The sequence below is a fragment of the Clostridium neonatale genome (assembly GCF_001458595.1).
GTDB classification, from domain to species: Bacteria; Bacillota; Clostridia; order Clostridiales; family Clostridiaceae; genus Clostridium; species Clostridium neonatale.
Genome location: NZ_LN890328.1, coordinates 1895444 through 1916552, shown reverse-complemented (window position 1 = coordinate 1916552; position 21109 = coordinate 1895444). Strand labels below are relative to the sequence as shown.

Below are 21109 nucleotides of genomic sequence, written 5' to 3'. Positions count from 1 at the left end.
TTTTTATATGAACAATATATATTTTAATATAGGGGTTGACGTATGAGAATCAAGTTAGAAAGAATATCAAAGGCATGTTTATATTTAATAGTATTTTTCTGTATTATCTTTTTTGCGTGCACTATTTTATTGGTATTAAATAATGGTCCAATCAGCACCGATCATAGTGAAGAAAATGTACTAAAAGATAATAATAGTGAAAAAAATGAAGATGAAAGACCTGCCGAGTTAACAACAATAATGAATCTCTCACCAACAGCTTGTAATTTATATGATACAAGTGAAAATATATTTTTTACTAAAGAAGATGGAAGTAAGTTAAATATAAAAGACTTAAAAGGAAAAGTAGTAGTAATAACCTTCTGGGCTAGTTGGTGTAAATATTGTAATGAAGAACTAAAAAAATCAAATGAATTTTTAGACATAGTAAACAAATTTGATAATGTTGAATTTCTTTTAGTAAATAAGCTAGATGGAGATAAGGAAACCAAGGAAAGTGCAATTAAATATTTAAATGAAAATAATATACCTTTTCATACAGTATTTGATGAAAATTTAAAGATATATAAAGAACTTGGAATTAAGATTGTACCAACTACATTAATAATAGATAGAAATGGTAATATTTTAACGTATAAGGCGGGAGAAATTAAGAGCACGGGTGAACTGGAATCACTAATTAATTATGGATTAGAAGGAGCCCATAGTGCTACAGAAAGATTTATTACAAAAAAATTAACTAATCATTTAGGTGGAGTAAATATTAAATTTAAATCTGAAACTAAAGAGAAAAGCACACTAAGTGAGTCACAAGGCATTATGCTCGAATATTCCTTATTAAAAAATGATAAAAATCTATTTAATAATACACTTAATTATATAAATGAATATATGAAAAAAGATAGGCTGGTATCTTGGAAGGTTCAAGATGGAAATGCCACTAGAGTAAATGCAGCTATAGATGATTTGAGAATTTATAGAGCTTTAAATGAGGGAAAATTGAAATTTGGAATAGAAAATATAAATTTAAATAAATATAGAAATTCCATTTATAAATACAATGTAAGCAAAAAAAGATTAGTAGATAGTTACGATTTTAAGTATAAAGAAAAAGCAGAGAAATTAACTTTATGCTATGCAGATTTTAAGACATTAAAAGAATTATCTAAGAATGATAAAAGATTTATTGATGTTTATGATAATTGTATTGATATTGTAGAAAATGGTTATATAAGTGATAAATTCCCTTTATATTATAGTAAGTATGATTATAATGGCGAAACTTATACCATGGATGAGCTAAATAGTTCAGAGGCAATGATGACTTTACTTCATTTAGTAGAAGTAGGTGAGCTTAAAGAAAATACAGTATCATGGATTAAAGATACAATAAGAAATACTGGAATTTTAGGAAGATATAAAGTTAATGGTGATGTAGTTAGCGGATATGAATATGAATCTACAGCAGTATACGCTATTGTTGCATTAATTGGTAATGAGATGAATGATCAGGAATTAATAAACTTAGCATTAAGCAGAATGGAAAAAATGAGGATAAATGATACACAAAACGAATATGATGGAGCCTTTGGAAATGCAGATGGAACAGAAATATATTCATTTGATCAATGTATGGCGCTATTAGCCTATGGAAGGCTTGAAGAGAGGAGTAATGATCAAAATGAATGAGAATAAAGATGAGTTTAAGTGGGTTTTAAGAAGTTATAAGATTATAAGGAAAATATATAATTTTATAAGTAATTATATTAATAAAATAAATGAGAAGATGAAAGATAAATATTCAGCTAGAACAATAGGGTTATGGTCAAGTGTTATTGCCTTATTTTTAATAGTTTACATGTTATTTGTATATCCATACTTAGGAATTTCTGATGATGGATCATTTTCTAGAAATATGAGACATTTCGGAATAGATCATATAGGGGAGAATAGGGAAGATAATTACTTCAATTATTATAATCGCAGATACATGGTATCACCGGAAAAGGCCTTTATAGGAGAAAAAGGAATATCTAGTGTTAATATCTTTATAAAAATTGCATTGAATCTGGATAAGATTTTTACTAAGGATTCTTTTTTTGATATGAGGTTTATGGGACTAGTATATACCATATTGTTTATTCCTGCATTTTTTATAATTGTAACTCATGCAGCAAAGAGAGTGAATAACTTTACAGAAGGTGTAATAATAGGAATTTTGGGAATTATAATATTTTCAGATGTATCATATACTACTTATTTTTGTTCTTTTTATTCTGAACCATTAGTTTTTATTTGCTTTCTTCTATGTATTTGCTCTGCACTATCTTTTAATAATAAAGATAGTGATATTTTATGGTTAATATTGTACACAATTAGCGGTGTTATTTTAATTACATCAGAAAAACAATATTCAGTTCTAGGCATTTTTCTGGGAATTTTATCTGTAAGATTCATCTTTATGGAAAGAAAAGTTTTATATAAGGCTTTATGTGTTTTTGTAAGTATGATATTATTTTTTAGCTTTTTATGGTCAAGCTCTAATCTTGAAAGTAATTTTACATTATCAAGTAAATATAACGCTATGACAAGAGGAATATTACTTCAGTCAAAAAATCCTGAAGAAACATTAAAAGAGTTTGGAATAGATTCTAATTATTCTGTATTAGCAGATACTAATACAAATGATTTTTACCCTCTTACAACAGGGGCAAATGAAAGCTTAAATAATGGATTTTTTGATAAATATAATTCAATTGATATAATCAAATATTACATTAAGCATCCTATATCAATGGTATATATGTTAAATATAGCTTCAAAAGAAGCATTTAATACAAGAATATCCTACAGCGGAAATTATGAAAAAGAAGCTGGTTTTAATCCAAAAGCCAAGAGCTTATTTTGGTCATCCTGGAGCACATTTAAAATGCAATCAGCACCTAAGACAATAGGGGTTGTAATTGTGCTATATGTACTTACTATTATTTTATGGGGAAATAAGTCCAGGAGATTATTTTTAATTGATAAAAAAGGTAATAATATGACACTAGAAATAATGATGTTAGTTATTTTTTCAGGATTATATCAAGCAATTCAGGCTATAGTTATGAGTGGAGATTCAGAATTAAATAAGCATATATTTATCTTTAGTTTATCTATTGATTTACTTATTTACTTTTGTTTCTCAGGAATATTTCACAAATTAAATATAATTCAGAATGGAGGGGAATAATGTCTGATAAGAAAAGGAATTATAACTATTTAATTCAAGATTTTGGTATGTTGCTTTTTATTATAACAATTTCAATAGTTACTTTAATTACCTATGTATCAGATTCACAGTATAGGCTGGAAAATGAAATTATGATTATTACAATGTTCTTAGGAATACTTCTTACTGTATTTTCTAGTTATATATATGGAATTGTTATAGCAGCAGCTCAGACAGTATTTTATACATCATATAAAATATTTCAAATATACTCTCAAGGAATAAATGTTTCACTTGTTAATTATTTATGGATCATATTGCCAATAGTATCAGTGCTATCAATAATGTTATATACAAAGACATTAAGTAAAATAGAATTAGAAAATATTTTATTGAAAGAACAGGTTGAAAAAGCAATTATGATAGATCCATTAACTGGATTATATAATATAAATTGTTTTTATCATGATTTAAGATCCACAATCAAATATAGCCAGCGTAATAATCTTCCAATAACAGTGATGATAGCTAAATTACGTTATGGAGAAGAATTACGAAAAATATTAAGTAAAAATGAATATGAAGAATTATTACAAAAAATGGCTAAGATATTTCAAGATACAATTAGGTTTGAGGATAAATTATTTGTACTTGAAGAGCATGGAAAAATAGGGACTATTTTAACTTGTGACTCAGAAGGCGCAAATATTGTAGCTAAGCGTATTAAAAATTCTATGGGACAGAATAATTCATTTTGGGGAATAGCAGATAGATCAATAATTGTAGATATACAAATTGGATTTAAGGAATATAATTCTGAATTTGGTGATGATGTCATTGGCTATAAAAGTAAAGTAGAAGGCGAGATGCAGTATGATGTATAAGAAAATAACTACCATAATACTAGTAGGCATCATATTTCTTATGAGCATTACCAATATAGTATATGCAAATGGTAAAGGAAGTGATGATGGAGATATTCTTTTGCTTTATGATAAGAATTCATCTAATGAAAAGGAAATTGGTTCTATTTCAGATATTTTAACTTATCTTGGATATAAAGTTTCATATAGCAGCATAGAGGACTCAGTAAATAAACTTGATAAATTCAACAATATTATTATATATAGTGAGAAAGAAAATGCAGATGATAAATTTATACAGAAACTATATAAGTGTAATAATAAGTTTATGGTAATAGGTAATGGATTAATAAAACATATAATTAATTATATGGATAATTCGATTGGGTATGTAGAACAAGGTAAAAGTGAATATGAGATAAATTATAACTTCTCTAATGAAAAAGACATTTCTTTATATTTAAAAACAGATGATACTATATTACTTAAAGGGGATTTTGAATATGCAAGCGGGAAAATTGCTTCTGTAAAGTATTCAGGGAATTATTCTGTGCGGAGTGGAAATTTATCTTATATTGCAGTATATGATTGTGATAATGATATTTTAAAAGCAATGCTGACTCAAGAAATTGCATTATGGATGTGGCAATATAAAGGGCTTCCACACAATTACGCACAATATATTGTTCTTGATGGAATATATCCATTTGTAGACCCAGAAAAATTATTTAATGTAATTGAAATAATGAATAAGTATAGGATTCCATATATAATAAGTGTCATGCCAATATATATAAATTCGGAATATCCAGCAATGAAAAAGTTTTGTGAAATACTTTCATATGCTCAGAGCAATGGAGGGGCAATAATACTCCATAGTCCAATTATACAAAGAGAAGAAGTAATTGAAGAAGAAATAAATGAAAAAATTAATACTTCATATTTAGCCTATTCTCAATACAATGTTTATCCAATTGGCTTAGAAGCACCTAAAGATTGGATTTATAGCAAAAATGGACAAAATATATTAAGAAGATTTAAAACAATATTTTTATATGAATCTAGCAATGAAGAAAGGAACAAAAATAATTTTAATAATGAGATTTATAATGATGGACACAATATAGTTTCACCAGCATTAATGCTAAATGATAAAGAATTTTGCCCTATAAGAGTTCATTCAACAGCAGTTTACTTGAATATAAATGACAGCATAGAAGATATAGAAGAAACAATAGATATAATAATGAAATCTAATGTACTGATGAAAAGTATGTGGGATATGGATCAATCAGTATATACAAATCAGTATGTTTTAAAATATGAAAATAAAATATTAAAATTTCAAGGAAAAGTAGTTTCATTAAGCTATGAGCCATTTAAGTATGAAGAAAATTTTGATTATAAAAGAAATATTGTTGGACGAATGGCAAGATTAATGTCAAATAGCAATAAAGTTTTATTAGTATTTGTAGGTATAATTTCTTTTATCTTTATAATTTTTATTATAATAGCAAGAAAAAATAACAAAAGGAGTTTCTTTCATTAATATGTTTTAAATTTTAAGGGGGTATTCTGATGCTAATTGATTATTTATCACTGTTTGCAATTTTATGTATATGGATTTTAATGCTTATAAATGTATTTTTGTCTGTAGGAGGATTTATTTATTATATAAAAGCAAAGAAAGATAATAAATCCATAGAGCTAGATGAATATCCAATGGTATCAATTATGGTCCCAGCTCATAATGAAAGTATCGTAATAAAAAGGACAGTTTTATCATTATTAGAGTTTGATTATCCAAAAGATAAGTTTGAAATAATAGTTATAAACGATAATTCAAATGATGATTCAGCAAAGGTATTACATGAAATCCAAGAAAAGAATAAGGATAGAAAAATAATAGTCATAAATACTGATAATATTGTAGGAGGTAAAGGAAAATCCAATGCACTCAATATAGGCTTTTCCATTGCAAGTGGCAGTGTTATATCAATATATGATGCCGATAATACTCCGGAGAAAGATTCTTTAAGAATACTTGTGGAAAATTTAATGGAAGACGATAAGTTAGGCGCAGTTATAGGAAAGTTCAGAACTAGAAATAAAAATGCATCTCTTATTACAAGATTTGTAAATATAGAGACTTTAGCATATCAATGTATGAATCAAGCCGGAAGATGGTTCTTTTTTAAATTATGTACAATTCCAGGAACTAACTTTGTAATAAGGAGAAGTATTATAGAAGAAATAGGTGGATGGGATACAAAGGCATTAGCAGAAGATACTGAAATAAGCTTTAGAATATATAGAATGGGATATGCAATAAAGTTTATACCATTTGCAGTAACTTGGGAGCAAGAACCACATTCACTTAGAGTATGGTTTAAACAGAGAACACGTTGGGCAAAAGGAAATTTATATGTTATTTCATCAAATTTTAAATACATTTTGGACAAAAGTGCAGGAGCAATGCGTCTAGATGTACTATATTACTGCAGCGTGTATGTTCTTATGCTAATATCATTAATTTGTTCAGATAGTATTTTTGTATTAGGTATATTAGGAATAACTCATGTTACATTAGGTGGATTTTCTACATTATTATGGGGAATGGCTATTTTAATATTTATTCTTAATATATTAATTACCGTTGCAGTAGAGAAAAATGAATTTAATTTTAAGACATTATTTTTAGTAATAATAATGTTATTTACGTATTCTAAATTGTGGGTATTTGTGGTACTAAATGCTATAGTACAAACATTGAATGATGTTATTTTTAAACGTGAAGTAAATTGGTATAAGACAGAGCGGTCAATTGAATCATAAATATATTAGTGGGGTGGAGAGTTAATAATATGGGGAGATTAAATGAAAAATATAAAAAATGCAGCATATGTAAAAAAGTATTATGTATATTTGTGACAGGTATAATAGCATTATTTGTGCAATCTACATATTGTTTTGCAGAACCGCAAAATGACGATAAAGAAGAAAGAGTAACAAATGAAGAAGGAATAAATAGCATTATTTCAACTATGCTTAGTGAACCAAGCAAGACAATTGTTGATTTTCCAGAAGTTGCCAAAACAACTTATTCATCAGATTTTTCATGGAGCTCTGATAAAACACTTAATGGGATTTTATCAACAGAAAGCTTATATTTTAAAATACCAAAGTATTGGAATACAAAGTATGCAATAGTTAGTATACAATATTCCTTAAGTCAATTAATTACTGATATTCCTGCAACTATAACATTTTCAATTAATAATAAGCCATTTTATTCTTGCAAAATCAAATATGAAAATAGTGGACCTCAAATAATATATGCAGTAATTCCAGTAGAATTATTAAAAGAGGGATTTAATAACCTGGGAGTATCAGGTTATGTAAGATTATATAATGATGAAGGATGTATAGATGATTATTCAGGTGCTAACTGGATAAATATAAGTAAAAATTCATATGCAAGAATTGGGTATGAAGTAGAAAATCATAATAACAAGATTTCATATTATCCATACCCCTTTATATCGACTATGGATCCTACAGCAAAAGATACAGCTATCTTAGTATCTGATAAAAAGGATAACGGAGAATTATCTGCTTCTATGATTTTGGCTGCTAATTTAGGAACAAAGACATCTGAAGAAAATAATTTAAATATGGGTTCATACAGTGATTATAGAAAATTCAACTCATCAAACACTATTTTAGTTTCACTTACCAAAAATCTGCCTAGTGAGATGAAAGAATATGTATCACCTTATACTAAAGAATTAAATGATAATGGAGTTGTGTTATTTATTAATGATGCAAATGGAAATCCTATGCTTTTATTAGTATCAAATAAAGAAGAAGGACTAATAGAATGTGCACGGATGATTTCAGATGAAAATAGAGTTGATCAAGAAAATAGTAATGTAGCTATGGTGAGGATTGGAAGTGCGGATGTAATAAAGAATTCTACTAAATTAAATGATAGTTCAGCGTATACTTATACAATTGAAAGCCTTACTGATGGAGGAATGGTATTTATAGGACCATTTAGACAAAAGAGTGATTTGTATTTATCTACATTGAATGACTATATATTATCTTCAGCAGGAAAAATTTCATTAAAGTTTAGGTATAGTGAAAATTTAGACTTTACACGTTCATTAATTACTGTGTATTGGGGAGAGACTCCAATTGCAAGTAAGAAATTAACTAAAGAAAGATCATCAGGAGATGAATTAACATTTACAATTCCAGCAGATGTTGTAGGAACTTCTGCTGGCAAGGTGTCCATAGCATTTGATTTAGAAATACAAGATCTTATTTGTACACCAAGACAAATGGATATGCCGTGGGCGTATGTAACAAAGGATTCTATATTGTATTTGCCAATAAATACATCAATAGTACCTAAATTTGACACATTGCCACATCCATTCCAAAAAGATGAAAGATTCAACCAGGTATTAATAGTAATTCCTGATGAAGCAAAAGCACAAGAACTTACATTAGCAGGTAAAATGCTTGCTATTTATGGGAAAAGTGCAGATCCATATGGAAATATAGAGGTTTGCCGAGGAAGTGACTGCTTGAATAGCTCAGTAAATTATAAAGATAAAAATATTATAGCTGTTGGTACACCAAAAAGTAATAAATTTATAAGCAATTTAAACAAAAATTTATATTTTAAATATGATGAAAGCAATACAAAGTTATTGTCTAATGAAAAGCTGATTTTATCAAATAATTATGCAGAGAATGTTGGAACTATGCAGTTACTATCATCTCCATATGAAGAAGGACAAGCAATTTTGGTGCTTACAGGTGCTAAAGATAGTTCTTTAGAATATATTGATAAATTTATAAAGGATGAAAAACTTACATGGGCATTAAAAGATGATTGTATCCTAATTGATGATAACTTAGATGCTAAAATGTATAGATTTCAAAAAGATGTAGAGGAAAAGGTAAAGCCTTCTTTAGGTAAGAAGATTATCGAAAATAAGCAATATTTTTTATATACTTTAGCTTCAACTTCAATTATGCTTATTTTATTTTTAGGCATAGTATTTATTTTAGTTAGAAATAAAATGCGTAATAATAAAGATAAATAAATTAAAAAATAATGATATTTAAAGAAGACTAGAGATGAGTGGATATTCATTTATAGTCTTTTTTATTCTTTAGGAAATTATATTGACGGACAATCTGTGGATAAGTTATTTAAAAAAATATTGCAATAGACTAATGCATAATTCCTAAAGAATAAAAAATAAATTATATGCGCCTGCCTTTTATTCGGCAAGCTCAGAAAATCCAGAGTGCGCTGAAAAAATCGACGGCTTAAAGGATTACGTTTTATAAAAGCTATTGTATTCTATTTGATTTGCATTTTTATAGAAGACTATATCATAGTCGCCTTGGCGATTTTTTTATTTGAGTATTGAATTAATTAAAAATATAAAAACTACTCTTGAAGAATCAGATAATAAAATAATTACAAGATCTGAAAAAAATAATTATTCTGTATGAGAAAATTGTGTTACATAGATAAAATATATTAAAATAGAGTTTATAAGAGTATAATAAATATAAAATTAGAAATTAGGAGTATTTCATGAACAGAAAGAAAAAAATAATTATTGCAATAGCATCTATTGGAATAATATCAAGTATAATTGTAGGAAAAAATATTATAAGTGAAAGAATTAAAGAAAAAAGAATACTAGAACAAGAAGAAAATAATATAAATTTAGAAAAGAACATTATGCCAGAATTTTGTAATTTATATGAAAATCCTTCAGATATAAGCTTTGTTGATTCAAAGGATATGCAATATAAATTATCAGATTTAAAGGATAATATAGTAATAATAATGTTTTGGAATAATGCTGATGGAACTACCAATTATAAATTAGATGATATAAGAAAATTTGAAGATGTACTGAGTAAATATGATGATGTAAAATTTATCTTGGTAGATAGAACGGATGAAGAGATTTTAAGAGAGAGTAATATAGCATTTTCACTTGCATTTGATAAGGTTTCAAACGCATATTATAAATTTCAAATAGATACAATACCAAGTACTTTGATAATAAATAAAGATGGAACATTAATAAAACATATTAAAGGAATAATAAATGATAATAATGAATTGGAAGCATTAATTGGATATGGAAGAGATGGCGGGTATAAGGCCACTGAAAATTTTGTTAGAAATAAATTAACTAATGCTTCAGGAGGTATAAAAACAACTTTACTAAACGATAATCAGGATAATATAAAAGAAACTATATTAAGTGAATCCCAAGGAATAATGCTCGAATATGCAGAACTTACAAATGATGCAGAATTATTTAAAACAACATTAGATTACATAAATAAGTATATGAAAAATGATGAACTTGTTTCATGGAGAGTTCAGAATAATAATGCAAGCAGAGTAAATGCAGCAATAGATGATTTGAGAATTTATGGTGCATTAAAAGAAGGCTTCGATAAATTTGGAAAGAATAATAGAGAGTTAAGAAAATATAGAAAAGCAATTTATAAGTATAACGTAGAAGAAGGTAATTTAGTAGATAGCTATGATTTTGAGTACAATCAAAAGGCTGAAAGGCTAACTTTATGTTATGCAGATTTTGAAGTGCTTAAGGAATTATCAGAATCTGATAGAAGGTTTAAAAAAGTTTATAAGAATAGTTTTGATATCGTAAAAAATGGATATATAAGTGATGAATTTCCGTTATATTATAGCTGGTATAATTATAAAACAAAAAAATATGAAAAAGATGATCTTAATACAGCAGAAGCTATGGTAACTCTTCTTCATCTAGCAGAGAAAGGAGAATTAAAGCAAAGCACAATATCATGGCTAAAGAATGCAATAAAAAAAGATGGTATTTTAGGTAAATATACTGTTGATGGAAATGTGGTTAATGGTTATGAATATGAATCAACTGCAGTATATTCAATAGTAGCTTTAATAGGAAATGAACTTAATGATAGAGAACTTATAGATTTAGCTGTTAATAAAATGGAGAAAATGAGAATAAATAATGTTGCAAGTGAATTTAATGGCGCATTTGGAAATCCAGATGGAAGTGGAATATACTCATTTGATCAATGTATGGCTTTATTAACTTATGGAAGTTTAGAGAAAAGAGCAGAAAATTAAATGTATTGACAAAATTATTCTGTAAGAATAATATAAACATATACTATGATTATAGAAAGGAGAACGAAATGAAGATATTAGCTTAATCAATAAGAAAATTTGTAAAACAAGATTTGAGGAATGCCTTATTTGTTGTGCAAAAATTGATAAAGCTCGATATACTCATGATATGTTCTTCTAAGTAAAATTAATATATTTACTTAAAAAATTTATAATAGTTTTAGAAGTAAAAAAATATATTGATTTAGAATGTAAAAGAATTTATATATTTAAGAAGACTATAAATGAGTTGAATTCATTTATAGTCTTTTTTATTAAATATTGAAGTCAATCTAAAGCGGAAATAAATAAGAGTAAGACCTCAAGATATAGAGGTGATAATATGACAGTTTTAATGGAAAGTAAAAATTTAAGTAAAGAATATGGTGAAAATGTTATTTTTAATAAAATAGATTTTAAAATAAAGCTCGGAGAAACAATAGGAATTGTCGGATCTAATGGTACAGGAAAGACTACATTAGCAAATATAATATGCGGGAAAATAGAACCGACTTCTGGAGAAATAATATGGTATAAGAATAACGTAAAGATAGGTTATATGAAGCAGGCAACTGAGTATGAAGATCTAGAAAGTACATTAAGTGGTGGCGAAAAGACAAAGAAGCTTTTAAATGATGTTATTCATAGGGACTATAATTTTCTTGTTTTAGATGAGCCGACTAACCATTTAGATTACTTAGGTGTAGCTTATCTTGTTAAGGAAATAAAGAAGTTTAATGGAACAATAATAATAATTTCACATGATAGATATTTTTTAGATCAATGTGTTACACGCATTATTGAAATAGAAAATCAAAAAATTACTGAATATAATGGAAACTATACTTATTATAGAAAAAAGAAGCAGGAAGATTATGAAAATGCAGTTCATTTATATGTTGAACAGGAAAAAATAAAGAATAGAATTAATATGCAGATAGAGGAATTGGAAGGATGGTCAGACAAGGCTCATAGAGAGTCTAGAAAAAAAGCCATAGAAACAGGAAATAAATTTGGTGGAAAAGAATACAACAGAGTTAAAGCCAAAAAGATGGATAACCAAATAAAATCCAGAATAAAAAGACTAGAGAAGATGAAGGTTGAAGGATTAGAAAAGCCTAAAGAAGAAGAAAAAGTTTTATTTCAAATAAAGGAATCTAAAAAGATTGGGGCTGTTGTAGTAGAGGCAAAAGACATTTCTAAAAGTTTTGATAAAAAGATACTGTTTGAAAAATCTTCTTTTTACATTAAGCATGGTGAAAAGATTGGGATATATGGTCCTAATGGATGTGGAAAGACTACTTTTATTAAAGCACTTTTAGGAAAAATGGATGTTGATGGTGACCTCTATATAAGCCCTACAAGAAAAATAGGTTATATAAGTCAAGATGTAATTGGACTTAATGAAGAATGCAGCATTATAGAACTTTTTAATTTTGAAAATAGGCAGGAACTTGGTCAGCTTAGAACAAAACTAAATTTAATTGGATTTAATGCAGAGATGTTAGATAGAAAAGTCAAGTATTTAAGCCTTGGTGAAAGAATGAAATTAAAGATTATTTTAATGATACAAGAACAATGTGAAGTTTTGATTTTAGATGAGCCGACTAATCATATCGATCTTCATGTAAGAGAACAGCTTGAAGAAACATTGCGAAGCTATAATGGAACAATTATACTTGTTACTCATGATAGATATATGCTTGAAAAGATATGTGATAAATTACTTGTTTTTAATAATAAAAAAATAATTAGATATGAATATGGAATACATGAATATCTGAATAATATTGAGAAAAATAAGAAAAAAGATAAAGATAAGAAAAGTAAAAATAAACTTGAAGAGAAAATTTTATTGGAAAATAAAATAACTTATATTTTAAGCTGTCTTAGCAGCTGCACAATTGGAAGTGAGGAATATAAAAGGCTGGATGAAGAATATAATAGTCTTATTACTTTAAGGAAAAGTATAAAAGATTGATGGTTTTCATAAATAATTATGTTTCGAACAATGCCAAGTATGTGGCATATATGTTAAAATAAGGGTGGTGGGTGAGGGGGATATTTTATGAAATGGACCATTAGTATGATTATGGGATTAGGAGTATCTTTATTGATTAATACAATTGATAAAAAATCAGGATTGAATTATTTACAGAAAATAAAAGAGAATAAGCCTAAAAAATATTATAAAATAATTTATATTTGCTTTACTCTAATCTTATTCTTTTCAAGAGACTATATTTTAGGGATAATTGGAATAAGTGATGACGATATTATTAGAATAATAATAACAGGAGTATTGATAGGAATATGTATTATTATTCTGGAAATAAATGATTAATAAATATATTATAATTGCAAAATAGGGTTACCGCATAAAGTAGAAAACTATAATAATTATGATCGAAGTTATTAATGCGACAATTCGTTTTATTAGTTAAAATTATCATAATTAATGTCATTTTTTTGATTGAGTGTGCAGCGCATTAATTTATGAAATTAAAAATTAACTAAGTATAATAAAAATAAGCATAGATAGGTATCACTTTAGGATAAATATCTATGCTTATTTTTTTATGAAATAAAGCCTATTTATTGTTTCATTAGTTATGAAACTTTGATTTTCCATTTTTATTATTATAAGATTTATTTCTATGCTTAGGTTCACTATCAAATTGTTTTGGCGAGTTAGAATCTTCAATTTTTCCACCAAAGATTTTTTTATTTTCAAATTTTATATTAAATTCTTTTTCATATTTTTTTATTATATTAAGTTGTTTTTCAGTAGCTATAGCAATAGAAATACCAGATTTATTTCCTCTTGCAGATCTTCCAGCTCTATGTAAATATTCATTAAGTTTTAATGGTAAATCTAGATGGAATATATGTGTTACATCTTCAACATCAAGCCCCCTCGCGGTTATATCAGAAGATACTAGTATTTTAATTTTACCATTTCTAAAGCTTTCTATAGCAAGCTTTCTATCTTCTTTAGAAATATGACTGTTCATAGCAAAACAATCCTTAGCATGATAATTTAATTTTGCAGTTGTAAGTTCAATATCTTCATTATTATTTACAAATACAATAGCTTTTTTAGGATTAGAAGCTGCAATAATTTTTCTTAATGTATCAAATTTATCACGTCTATCACAAACAAATAATAAATGCTCAATATTTGGATTGAGTGAAGGTTTATCTTCTGATTTAATTATTATAGGCTCTTTCATTAATTCCTTACAAGCATTTAAAGTATCTTCTTTTATAGAAGCTGAAAATGCCATAAGCTGACGATCTCTCATTGTAGTTTTAATTATGTTCTTTGCCACAGCAATTCTTTTTGGATTTAATAAATTATCACATTCATCAATTACTATAGTTTTTATAGTATGTGCAGTTATCTTTTTCTTTGTTATTAAATCTAGTATTCTTCCAGTAGAACCTACAATTATATGAGGTTTAATTTCTTTAAGCTTTTTTATTTGATTATTGATATTAACATCTCCAATAATAGATAAAGAAGTCATAGGAATCTCTGAATTTTCTGCTAGAAGTTTAATTTGTGCTTCAATTTGTAGTGCTAATTCATGTGTTGGAGCTAATATTAAGGCTTGCATTTCTCTTTTAGATGTATCTATTTTCTGAAATAGAGGCAGTAGATAAGCAAGTGTTTTACCACTTCCAGTATAACTTTCACCTATTATATCTTTATTTTCATAAGCTGGAATGATGCACGCACTTTGAATAGAAGTTGGTTCAGTTATTCCTTGTTTTTTTAATCCTTCAATTATATTTGAATTTAAATTTAATTCTTCAAAAGTCTTATTCATAATATCTCCTTATAGATCACATATTCAATTAATATTTCAATATTAAAGTTATCAAAAGAAAATACCAATTGTCAATTAATTATAACTTTAATATGCAGATTTGAATAGTAAAAGATTGTATTATAATATATTTATATATTTTGTATTAACTTTTAATAATATGAAAAATTTATACTTATTGTATTTAAAGTAATACTATGAGAAAATATAAAAAGAATTAAGGCATAATTTACCGTATTTATGGGGGAATTTACATGATGGATAAAGAAAAAATATGTGAAGGAGTAAAATTAATATTAGAAGGAATAGGTGAAGATATAAATAGAGAAGGGCTTATTGAAACACCTATTAAATAAACGTGTTTATAAATTGTTAGAGGAATTGACTAGAAAATAATTTGAGTGGTGACAGTCATCTGTCGCCACTTGGCGAATTAAAAGAGAAGTTTAGTATAGAGTAAATATTAAAGTAAAAGCCAGTGAATCATCAATTCACTGGCTTTTACTTTAATATCTAGGCTTATTTTTTTGTTCAATATAAAAATTTTCTACACCATATGTTTTTATTTTGTTATTATTATTTTTCCAAATTTCTATAAGAGATTCATTATAAGTGGTTGGTGTGCATGGGAAACTACTACATTCAAAACAGAAATCCGCATTTTGGGTTTTATGACAGGAATTTATACTGCATTGGCATTTTGGCTTATCTGTAAACCTACAGCCTTCACAGTTTCCATTAGAAAAATGAGTGAGTATATCTGAGAATTCTTTATAGTAGTTAAAAATAGGCATAAGGTCCTTTAATTTTTTTGCCATGTTTTCAAAATTAATTAGATTTTCATTAAGCTCTTTGCTTAAACGTACAATTTTGCTGTCTACATAGGATGCACATCGTGAGCAGTCATTGCCACAAGGTGCTAGTTCCTTTACTGCTTGTTCATAGTTATTCATAAAAATTCCTCCTTAAAATAAATGAAAATATGCTTTCATTTATATAGATGCACTAAAAGGAGGAAAGTAACGGATAGCATGAAAAAATTTATATGATTTTTATAGTTTCTACGTAGAAATTATGTATTATGAGATATTTATAGCTAATTATAGTTTCAAATGTACATATCATTTATAATATCAATTACATTTTTATACCACTCTTTTTGTGGTTTCTTCAATGGCATATTTTTATAAAGATAGTTAACCTTAGCACGTGTAGATTTATTAAAAACATAGTTACATTTTTTATAATCTAATCTTTCTATCAGCTTATGCTTATTATTATTTGCATCTTTCTTAAGGCTGTCTCTCGTTTTGGCAAAATCAATCCAAGCTTTGCAGCTACATGGATTATTTATATCTAGAATATTACAATGATCAGAAAAGAAAGAATCCAAATTCATATGAGCACGATAAAGAAGGCCTTTAACAGCAACTTTTGAAATATTAAGTATGTTTGAAACATCATCTAAGGATAAACCAAACATATCAACTAAAGAAAAGGCTATTCTTTGATTTAAGGTCAACTTTCTAACCATAGCAAGAAAACATCCATTTTGCATATCGCTTATGTATTCATCTACAATTATTTCATCTTCTGGATTTGGAATAGAAGATACATATAAAAGACCATCTTGCTCAAGGTTTTCTATTTCATCATAAAGATTTTCGGGATTCTTTGTATTTTTTCGTACATTCATTAAGAAAAGATTAAAGCATATTTTTCTAAGCCATGGTTTTATTGCATTTGAATCTTTTAGAGAATCTATGTTTTTCCATGCGTTAATAAAGGTTTCTTGAGATAAATCTTCTGCAACAGCTGGATGGCAAGAAAGCTTTAATGCATAATTATATATGTAAGAACCATAGTCATTTATAATATTGTTTATATTCATATTATCACCACATAATTAGTATTTTTACAAAAATAAGTATACCATAATTAACAGGAATATTTTCGACTATTTGTATTTACATGGTATAATAATTATTATGAATTATATTAGATAATAATTTGAATATTAGGACATCCAATAAATATATAAATAAAATTTTGTATATTATAGTGAGGTGAAATCATGAAATTATTTGTTGTAGATGCATTTTCAGATAAAGTATTTCAAGGAAATCAAGCAGGTGTTGTTATTGTTGATGAAAATAACGAATTCTTAGACGAAAAAGTAATGATAAATATTTCAGCAGAACTTAAACATTCCGAAACAGCTTTTGTTAAGAAAGGTAAAGATGAAAATAGCTTTGAAATAAGATATTTTACACCAAATAGTGAAGTGGATTTGTGCGGACACGCTACTGTATCTGCTTTTACTGTTCTTTGTAATGAAGGGATAATAGGTACTGGAGAATTTTATGCAAAAACACTAGCTGGAAATTTAAAAGTAATAGTTAAAGAAAATGTTGTCTGGATTGAGATGGCAGAAGGAAAGATAGTAAGGGAATTCAATTATGACGAAGTTTTAGAAATTTATAAAGCTTATGGACTTAAGGATAATGATATAGACAAAGAAATTAAATGTTGCATAGTAAATACAGGACTTACTGATATACTTCTACCTGTAAAATCAAGAGAAGTATTAAATAATGCAATTCAAAATAAAGAAGAAGTAATAAGGTTATCTAAAAAATACAATGTTGTTGGCATTCATATGTTTTATTTAGAAAAAAGCAAAAAGGCAACTGCATACTGTAGAAATTTTGCACCACTTTATGCAATTGATGAAGAGTGTGCAACAGGAACATCGAATGGGGCGCTTACTTATTATCTCTTAAAAGAAGGTCTTATTGAGGAAAAGGATAAAAATACTTTTATTCAAGGAGAAGCAATGGGTAAGCCTTCAATTATATTAAGCAGGGTGGGCAATGAAGGAAGAATATATATTGGTGGGAATGCAGTTATATCAATAACTGGTAAGTTAAATTTAACTTAGTTTTAAAGATGTAATTTTAGCAAAAGGTACTTAAAATTAAGAGAAAAAATATTTTATCTAGGTGAAAGATTATATAAATAAAAATTTATAAGAAAACTCTATATTTCAAATTTGATATGTATATAAAAATTTATTAAAAGGAGATGTTGTAAATATGATTACATTGATGTATATATTATTAATGCTTATAATTGTATTTGAAGTTTTCAGTATTTTTAAACCAATAGTTAAATCATTGAAAGAATATAAATCAATAAAAAGTAAAATAAGTTATATTATGATAAGACTTCTGATTTCAATATTAGCAGGTTATTTTACATTTAAAATAGGAACTGGCATAATATTTTGCTTTGCATAAATTAATGAATTCGGCATAAGCTTAGAATTTGTTAAATTGGTTATTGTTTTAGAAAACTATTATCTTTACAAGACGGGTTTTTATTGGAATTTGAATTTTGGATATAGAAAATGAATGGAGAATATATTATGAAATCTATACATCACGTTTGCATTCAAACAGAAAAATATGAAGAATCATTAAATTTTTATACTAATATTTTAGGATTCGAATTAATTCATGAGACAGAGAATTTTCATACCAGAGGGTACAATACTTGGTTAAAGCTTGGAGATTTTATGATAGAGCTTCAAACAAATAAAGAAGGTGAAAAACTTAAAGAATATACCTCATCTAGTGCGGGAATTGTACATATGTGTTTTAAAGTTGATGATATTAATGAAGAATATAATAGAATAAAATCATTAGGATATGATAATTTCAAAAGAAAAAATAGTGAAGAAATATACAAAGTTGAAAATGGATATTTGTTTAAAATAATTGCACCAGAAGGTACTCAAATTGAATTTAGAGATAGTGAAATTTAAATTAAAGAAAAAACAAATAGTTAAAATGGACCCTATATAGTAGACACTCTTTTATTTTGTGTCTACTATATAGGGTCCATTTTAAAATATAGATATTTAGATTATGAACATAAATATCTATATTTTAAAAGTTGTCACTATAAATTTTACTATTTACAAAATATAATAGAAGTTATATTATATAAATAGAACATATGTTCGTGAGCGGAGTGAAATATTATGGTAAAAGGAAGGGATATAAATGGAAGCTTTAAAAACAATTAATTCTTTATATTGTAACTTAAAAATCTCAGATAATAAATACGAGATTAGAAAAAAAGAAAATCAACTTATAGATGCATTAGAAGCATATTTAAAAGAAGAGTGTTATGAGTCTTATATAGAAAATAACTTAAAAAATACATTAATAAAAGCTAGAGAAAATGATTTATATAGAAGTGAAATGATAAATATAATAAAGCAATTTATTTTTGAATAAATATAAATAAAAAATGGACAATCTATAATGAATTACTTCTTATGGTCTCCGAACTTTCCAAAATTGGATCGTATTTTTTACTTAAAATTTAATCTATGTTATGAATGGTTTTATAGTACATGATAATGGAACACTTTTCAAGAATTCTATTAATTCGGCTTTTAGAATATTCTTTATAAATTAACCTTATTATAAAAAGAGGCAGCTAATTATAAAGTGGACCCTTTGTCAAGGACAATAAAAAAAAGATGCTTATGCCGCTGAAAGCTGATTTCTGTATTCTACAGGAGTCAGCTTTTTTAAATTCCATTGACAACGATGATTATTGTAGTAATCAATATAATCATTAATAGAATTCTCGATGTCTTCTAATGTAGTACAACTCTTATAATCAACTTCATCTTTCAGATGGCCGAAGAAAGATTCTTGAGGGGCATTATCCCAACAATTACCGCGTCTAGACATAGATTGTCCAAGATTATTTTCTTTTAATAATTTTTGATATTTAGGACTAGTATAATGAACTCCTTGATCCGAATGAATAAATGCATCATTAGATGGTTTAAAATCTTTATTAGACATTAAATTACGTATGGTGGTCATAACTATATCTAATTCCAAACTATTTGATACATTATAAGATAATATTTCATTAGTTGAAGCGTCTTTTATGGTTGACAAATAAGCCATCTGGTTAGCACCATATGGTAAATATGTAATATCAGTAAGAAGTACTTTTCCAGCTACCCCTTGTTTAAAGTTTCTGTTAAGAAGATTCGGAACAACTCTATGCTCTTTTGTTGCTTTAGCCATTCTTCTATATGGATTAGCTTTTCTTATTGGGCAAAGTATATTATATTTTCTCATAATCCTTTGAATACGCTTTCTATTATATGTAATACCAAAGCTATTTTCTAAAGTCATTTTAATTGAACGTGATCCTTTCTTGTATCCCTTAAAATTAAATGCTTTTAGTATATTATTTCTAAGGACTATATCATTGTTATCACGTTCGATTTTTAATGATTTACTTTTTAAATATCTATAATAACCCGAACGTGAAACTTCAGCTATAGCACATAAATGTCTAATACTAAAGTTATTTATAGAACCTTTAGCCAAGTTTTCTATTAAGTAAAATGCTTCTGCTGCAATTAATTTACCTTTTCTCACCTGCCTTTCTTGCAGCTCTAATTTTTTTAACAACTCAACCTCAGCTTTTAAATATTCAATCTCAGCATTTTGTTTTGCTATAATATCGTCTTTAGTTAGTTCACGCTCACGCGGACGACCGCTATTATTACGACGAGTATCATCTAAGCCAAGAACTCCATTTTCTTTATAAGCTTTTTTCCATCTGCTTGATGAACAATCGATACGTTTTAAACCAATTACCTCAGCATCAAATCCAGCTTCTTGAAAAATTACTCTTGGAGATTTTCCGTTATTGTATTCTGCTATAAAATGAATTTTAAATTCATTAGTATATGTAATAGCTTTATCACTAATTTTTTTAACATACTTATTTTTAGATAAATTCTTGATTTCTTCATTTGAAAATGTCTTCTTACTCATTAATTAAATCACCTCATAAATTTATTGTACAAAAAAAGACTCTATATAGATAGACACTCTTTTATTAGTGTCTACTATATAGGGTCCATTTTATT

General features: G+C 26.8%; 17 protein-coding genes and 1 pseudogene. 14 read left to right on the top strand and 4 right to left on the bottom strand.

Annotated features, from left to right (window positions below; genetic code table 11):
- Positions 1 to 42: 42 nt before the first annotated feature.
- The 9 genes from BN2920_RS15535 (at position 43) to BN2920_RS15495 (ending at position 13646) form a co-directional block, all read left to right on the top strand.
- The gene (locus BN2920_RS15535) at positions 43 to 1689 is read left to right on the top strand and encodes a TlpA family protein disulfide reductase (protein WP_058295891.1); all 1647 of its coding nucleotides are present in this window, start codon (positions 43 to 45) and stop codon (positions 1687 to 1689) included.
- Complete coding sequence (gene wsfD, locus BN2920_RS15530) at positions 1682 to 3235, top strand: glycan biosynthesis hexose transferase WsfD (RefSeq protein ID WP_058295890.1); 1554 nt, start codon at positions 1682 to 1684, stop codon at positions 3233 to 3235. The genes BN2920_RS15535 and wsfD overlap by 8 nt, the downstream gene beginning before the upstream one ends.
- On the top strand, positions 3235 to 4098 hold the full coding sequence (locus BN2920_RS15525; RefSeq protein WP_058295889.1) for a GGDEF domain-containing protein: 864 nt from the start codon (positions 3235 to 3237) through the stop codon (positions 4096 to 4098). The genes wsfD and BN2920_RS15525 overlap by 1 nt, the downstream gene beginning before the upstream one ends.
- Entirely contained in the window at positions 4088 to 5626 is a 1539-nt protein-coding gene (locus tag BN2920_RS15520; protein ID WP_058295888.1) for a DUF2334 domain-containing protein, read from the top strand. Before BN2920_RS15525 ends, BN2920_RS15520 begins: the two co-directional genes overlap by 11 nt.
- A 29-nt stretch (positions 5627 to 5655) precedes the next feature.
- Positions 5656 to 6912, top strand: coding sequence for a glycosyltransferase family 2 protein (locus tag BN2920_RS15515; RefSeq protein WP_242868400.1), 1257 nt, complete (start codon positions 5656 to 5658; stop codon positions 6910 to 6912).
- A 29-nt stretch (positions 6913 to 6941) separates the two neighbouring features.
- The gene (locus tag BN2920_RS15510; protein ID WP_058295886.1) at positions 6942 to 9197 is read left to right on the top strand and encodes a cellulose biosynthesis cyclic di-GMP-binding regulatory protein BcsB; all 2256 of its coding nucleotides are present in this window, start codon (positions 6942 to 6944) and stop codon (positions 9195 to 9197) included.
- Between the two features lie 503 nt (positions 9198 to 9700).
- Entirely contained in the window at positions 9701 to 11263 is a 1563-nt protein-coding gene (locus tag BN2920_RS15505; protein WP_058295885.1) for a TlpA family protein disulfide reductase, read from the top strand.
- Between the two features lie 382 nt (positions 11264 to 11645).
- Positions 11646 to 13283 carry a ribosomal protection-like ABC-F family protein gene (gene abc-f, locus BN2920_RS15500; protein ID WP_058295884.1) on the top strand — a complete coding sequence of 546 codons (1638 nt, stop codon included), beginning with the start codon at positions 11646 to 11648 and terminating at the stop codon, positions 13281 to 13283.
- An 87-nt stretch (positions 13284 to 13370) separates the two neighbouring features.
- Complete coding sequence (locus BN2920_RS15495) at positions 13371 to 13646, top strand: hypothetical protein (RefSeq protein WP_058295883.1); 276 nt, start codon at positions 13371 to 13373, stop codon at positions 13644 to 13646.
- 262 nt (positions 13647 to 13908) lie between these two features.
- On the opposite strand, the gene BN2920_RS15490 is transcribed toward BN2920_RS15495, so the two are convergent.
- Positions 13909 to 15135 carry a DEAD/DEAH box helicase gene (locus BN2920_RS15490; RefSeq protein WP_058295882.1) on the bottom strand — a complete coding sequence of 409 codons (1227 nt, stop codon included), beginning with the start codon at positions 15133 to 15135 and terminating at the stop codon, positions 13909 to 13911.
- 254 nt (positions 15136 to 15389) lie between these two features.
- Here BN2920_RS15490 and BN2920_RS21495 point away from each other — a divergent pair.
- A pseudogene (locus BN2920_RS21495) lies at positions 15390 to 15482 on the top strand (GTP cyclohydrolase I FolE); the annotation flags it as partial.
- A 159-nt stretch (positions 15483 to 15641) separates the two neighbouring features.
- Here BN2920_RS21495 and BN2920_RS15485 read toward each other — a convergent pair.
- Together BN2920_RS15485 and BN2920_RS15480 are read right to left on the bottom strand one after the other, a co-directional pair.
- Positions 15642 to 16088, bottom strand: a complete 447-nt coding sequence (locus tag BN2920_RS15485) for a DUF3795 domain-containing protein (RefSeq protein WP_058295881.1) — start codon at positions 16086 to 16088, stop codon at positions 15642 to 15644.
- Between the two features lie 155 nt (positions 16089 to 16243).
- A complete protein-coding gene (locus BN2920_RS15480; RefSeq protein WP_058295880.1) occupies positions 16244 to 17026 on the bottom strand; it encodes an RNA polymerase sigma factor in 783 nt (260 codons plus the stop codon).
- Positions 17027 to 17209: 183 nt separating this feature from the next.
- Between BN2920_RS15480 and BN2920_RS15475 the strand changes: the two genes are divergently transcribed.
- From BN2920_RS15475 to BN2920_RS15460, 4 genes are all read left to right on the top strand, one after another.
- Positions 17210 to 18076 (top strand): PhzF family phenazine biosynthesis protein, encoded by an 867-nt coding sequence (locus BN2920_RS15475; protein WP_058295879.1) that lies wholly within the window; start codon positions 17210 to 17212, stop codon positions 18074 to 18076.
- Between the two features lie 154 nt (positions 18077 to 18230).
- Positions 18231 to 18434, top strand: a complete 204-nt coding sequence (locus BN2920_RS15470) for a hypothetical protein (RefSeq protein WP_058295878.1) — start codon at positions 18231 to 18233, stop codon at positions 18432 to 18434.
- Between the two features lie 128 nt (positions 18435 to 18562).
- Complete coding sequence (locus BN2920_RS15465; RefSeq protein WP_058295877.1) at positions 18563 to 18961, top strand: VOC family protein; 399 nt, start codon at positions 18563 to 18565, stop codon at positions 18959 to 18961.
- 241 nt (positions 18962 to 19202) lie between these two features.
- On the top strand, positions 19203 to 19439 hold the full coding sequence (locus BN2920_RS15460; RefSeq protein WP_058295876.1) for a hypothetical protein: 237 nt from the start codon (positions 19203 to 19205) through the stop codon (positions 19437 to 19439).
- A gap of 252 nt (positions 19440 to 19691) precedes the next feature.
- On the opposite strand, the gene BN2920_RS15455 is transcribed toward BN2920_RS15460, so the two are convergent.
- Entirely contained in the window at positions 19692 to 21014 is a 1323-nt protein-coding gene (locus tag BN2920_RS15455) for an IS3 family transposase (protein ID WP_058293045.1), read from the bottom strand.
- Positions 21015 to 21109: the final 95 nt, after the last annotated feature.

Bases quoted from the DNA above. Each gene is read 5' to 3' on its own strand.
- BN2920_RS15535 (WP_058295891.1), top strand. From the start codon at position 43: ATGAGAATCAAGTTAGAAAGAATATCAAAGGCATGTTTATATTTAATA.
- BN2920_RS15465 (WP_058295877.1), top strand. From the start codon at position 18,563: ATGAAATCTATACATCACGTTTGCATTCAAACAGAAAAATATGAAGAA.
- abc-f (WP_058295884.1), top strand. From the start codon at position 11,646: ATGACAGTTTTAATGGAAAGTAAAAATTTAAGTAAAGAATATGGTGAA.
- BN2920_RS15470 (WP_058295878.1), top strand. From the start codon at position 18,231: ATGATTACATTGATGTATATATTATTAATGCTTATAATTGTATTTGAA.
- BN2920_RS15495 (WP_058295883.1), top strand. From the start codon at position 13,371: ATGAAATGGACCATTAGTATGATTATGGGATTAGGAGTATCTTTATTG.
- BN2920_RS15460 (WP_058295876.1), top strand. From the start codon at position 19,203: ATGGAAGCTTTAAAAACAATTAATTCTTTATATTGTAACTTAAAAATC.
- BN2920_RS15490 (WP_058295882.1), bottom strand. From the start codon at position 15,135: ATGAATAAGACTTTTGAAGAATTAAATTTAAATTCAAATATAATTGAA.
- BN2920_RS15525 (WP_058295889.1), top strand. From the start codon at position 3,235: ATGTCTGATAAGAAAAGGAATTATAACTATTTAATTCAAGATTTTGGT.
- BN2920_RS15480 (WP_058295880.1), bottom strand. From the start codon at position 17,026: ATGAATATAAACAATATTATAAATGACTATGGTTCTTACATATATAAT.
- BN2920_RS15455 (WP_058293045.1), bottom strand. From the start codon at position 21,014: ATGAGTAAGAAGACATTTTCAAATGAAGAAATCAAGAATTTATCTAAA.
- BN2920_RS15485 (WP_058295881.1), bottom strand. From the start codon at position 16,088: ATGAATAACTATGAACAAGCAGTAAAGGAACTAGCACCTTGTGGCAAT.
- BN2920_RS15510 (WP_058295886.1), top strand. From the start codon at position 6,942: ATGGGGAGATTAAATGAAAAATATAAAAAATGCAGCATATGTAAAAAA.
- BN2920_RS15505 (WP_058295885.1), top strand. From the start codon at position 9,701: ATGAACAGAAAGAAAAAAATAATTATTGCAATAGCATCTATTGGAATA.
- wsfD (WP_058295890.1), top strand. From the start codon at position 1,682: ATGAATGAGAATAAAGATGAGTTTAAGTGGGTTTTAAGAAGTTATAAG.
- BN2920_RS15515 (WP_242868400.1), top strand. From the start codon at position 5,656: ATGCTAATTGATTATTTATCACTGTTTGCAATTTTATGTATATGGATT.
- BN2920_RS15475 (WP_058295879.1), top strand. From the start codon at position 17,210: ATGAAATTATTTGTTGTAGATGCATTTTCAGATAAAGTATTTCAAGGA.
- BN2920_RS15520 (WP_058295888.1), top strand. From the start codon at position 4,088: ATGATGTATAAGAAAATAACTACCATAATACTAGTAGGCATCATATTT.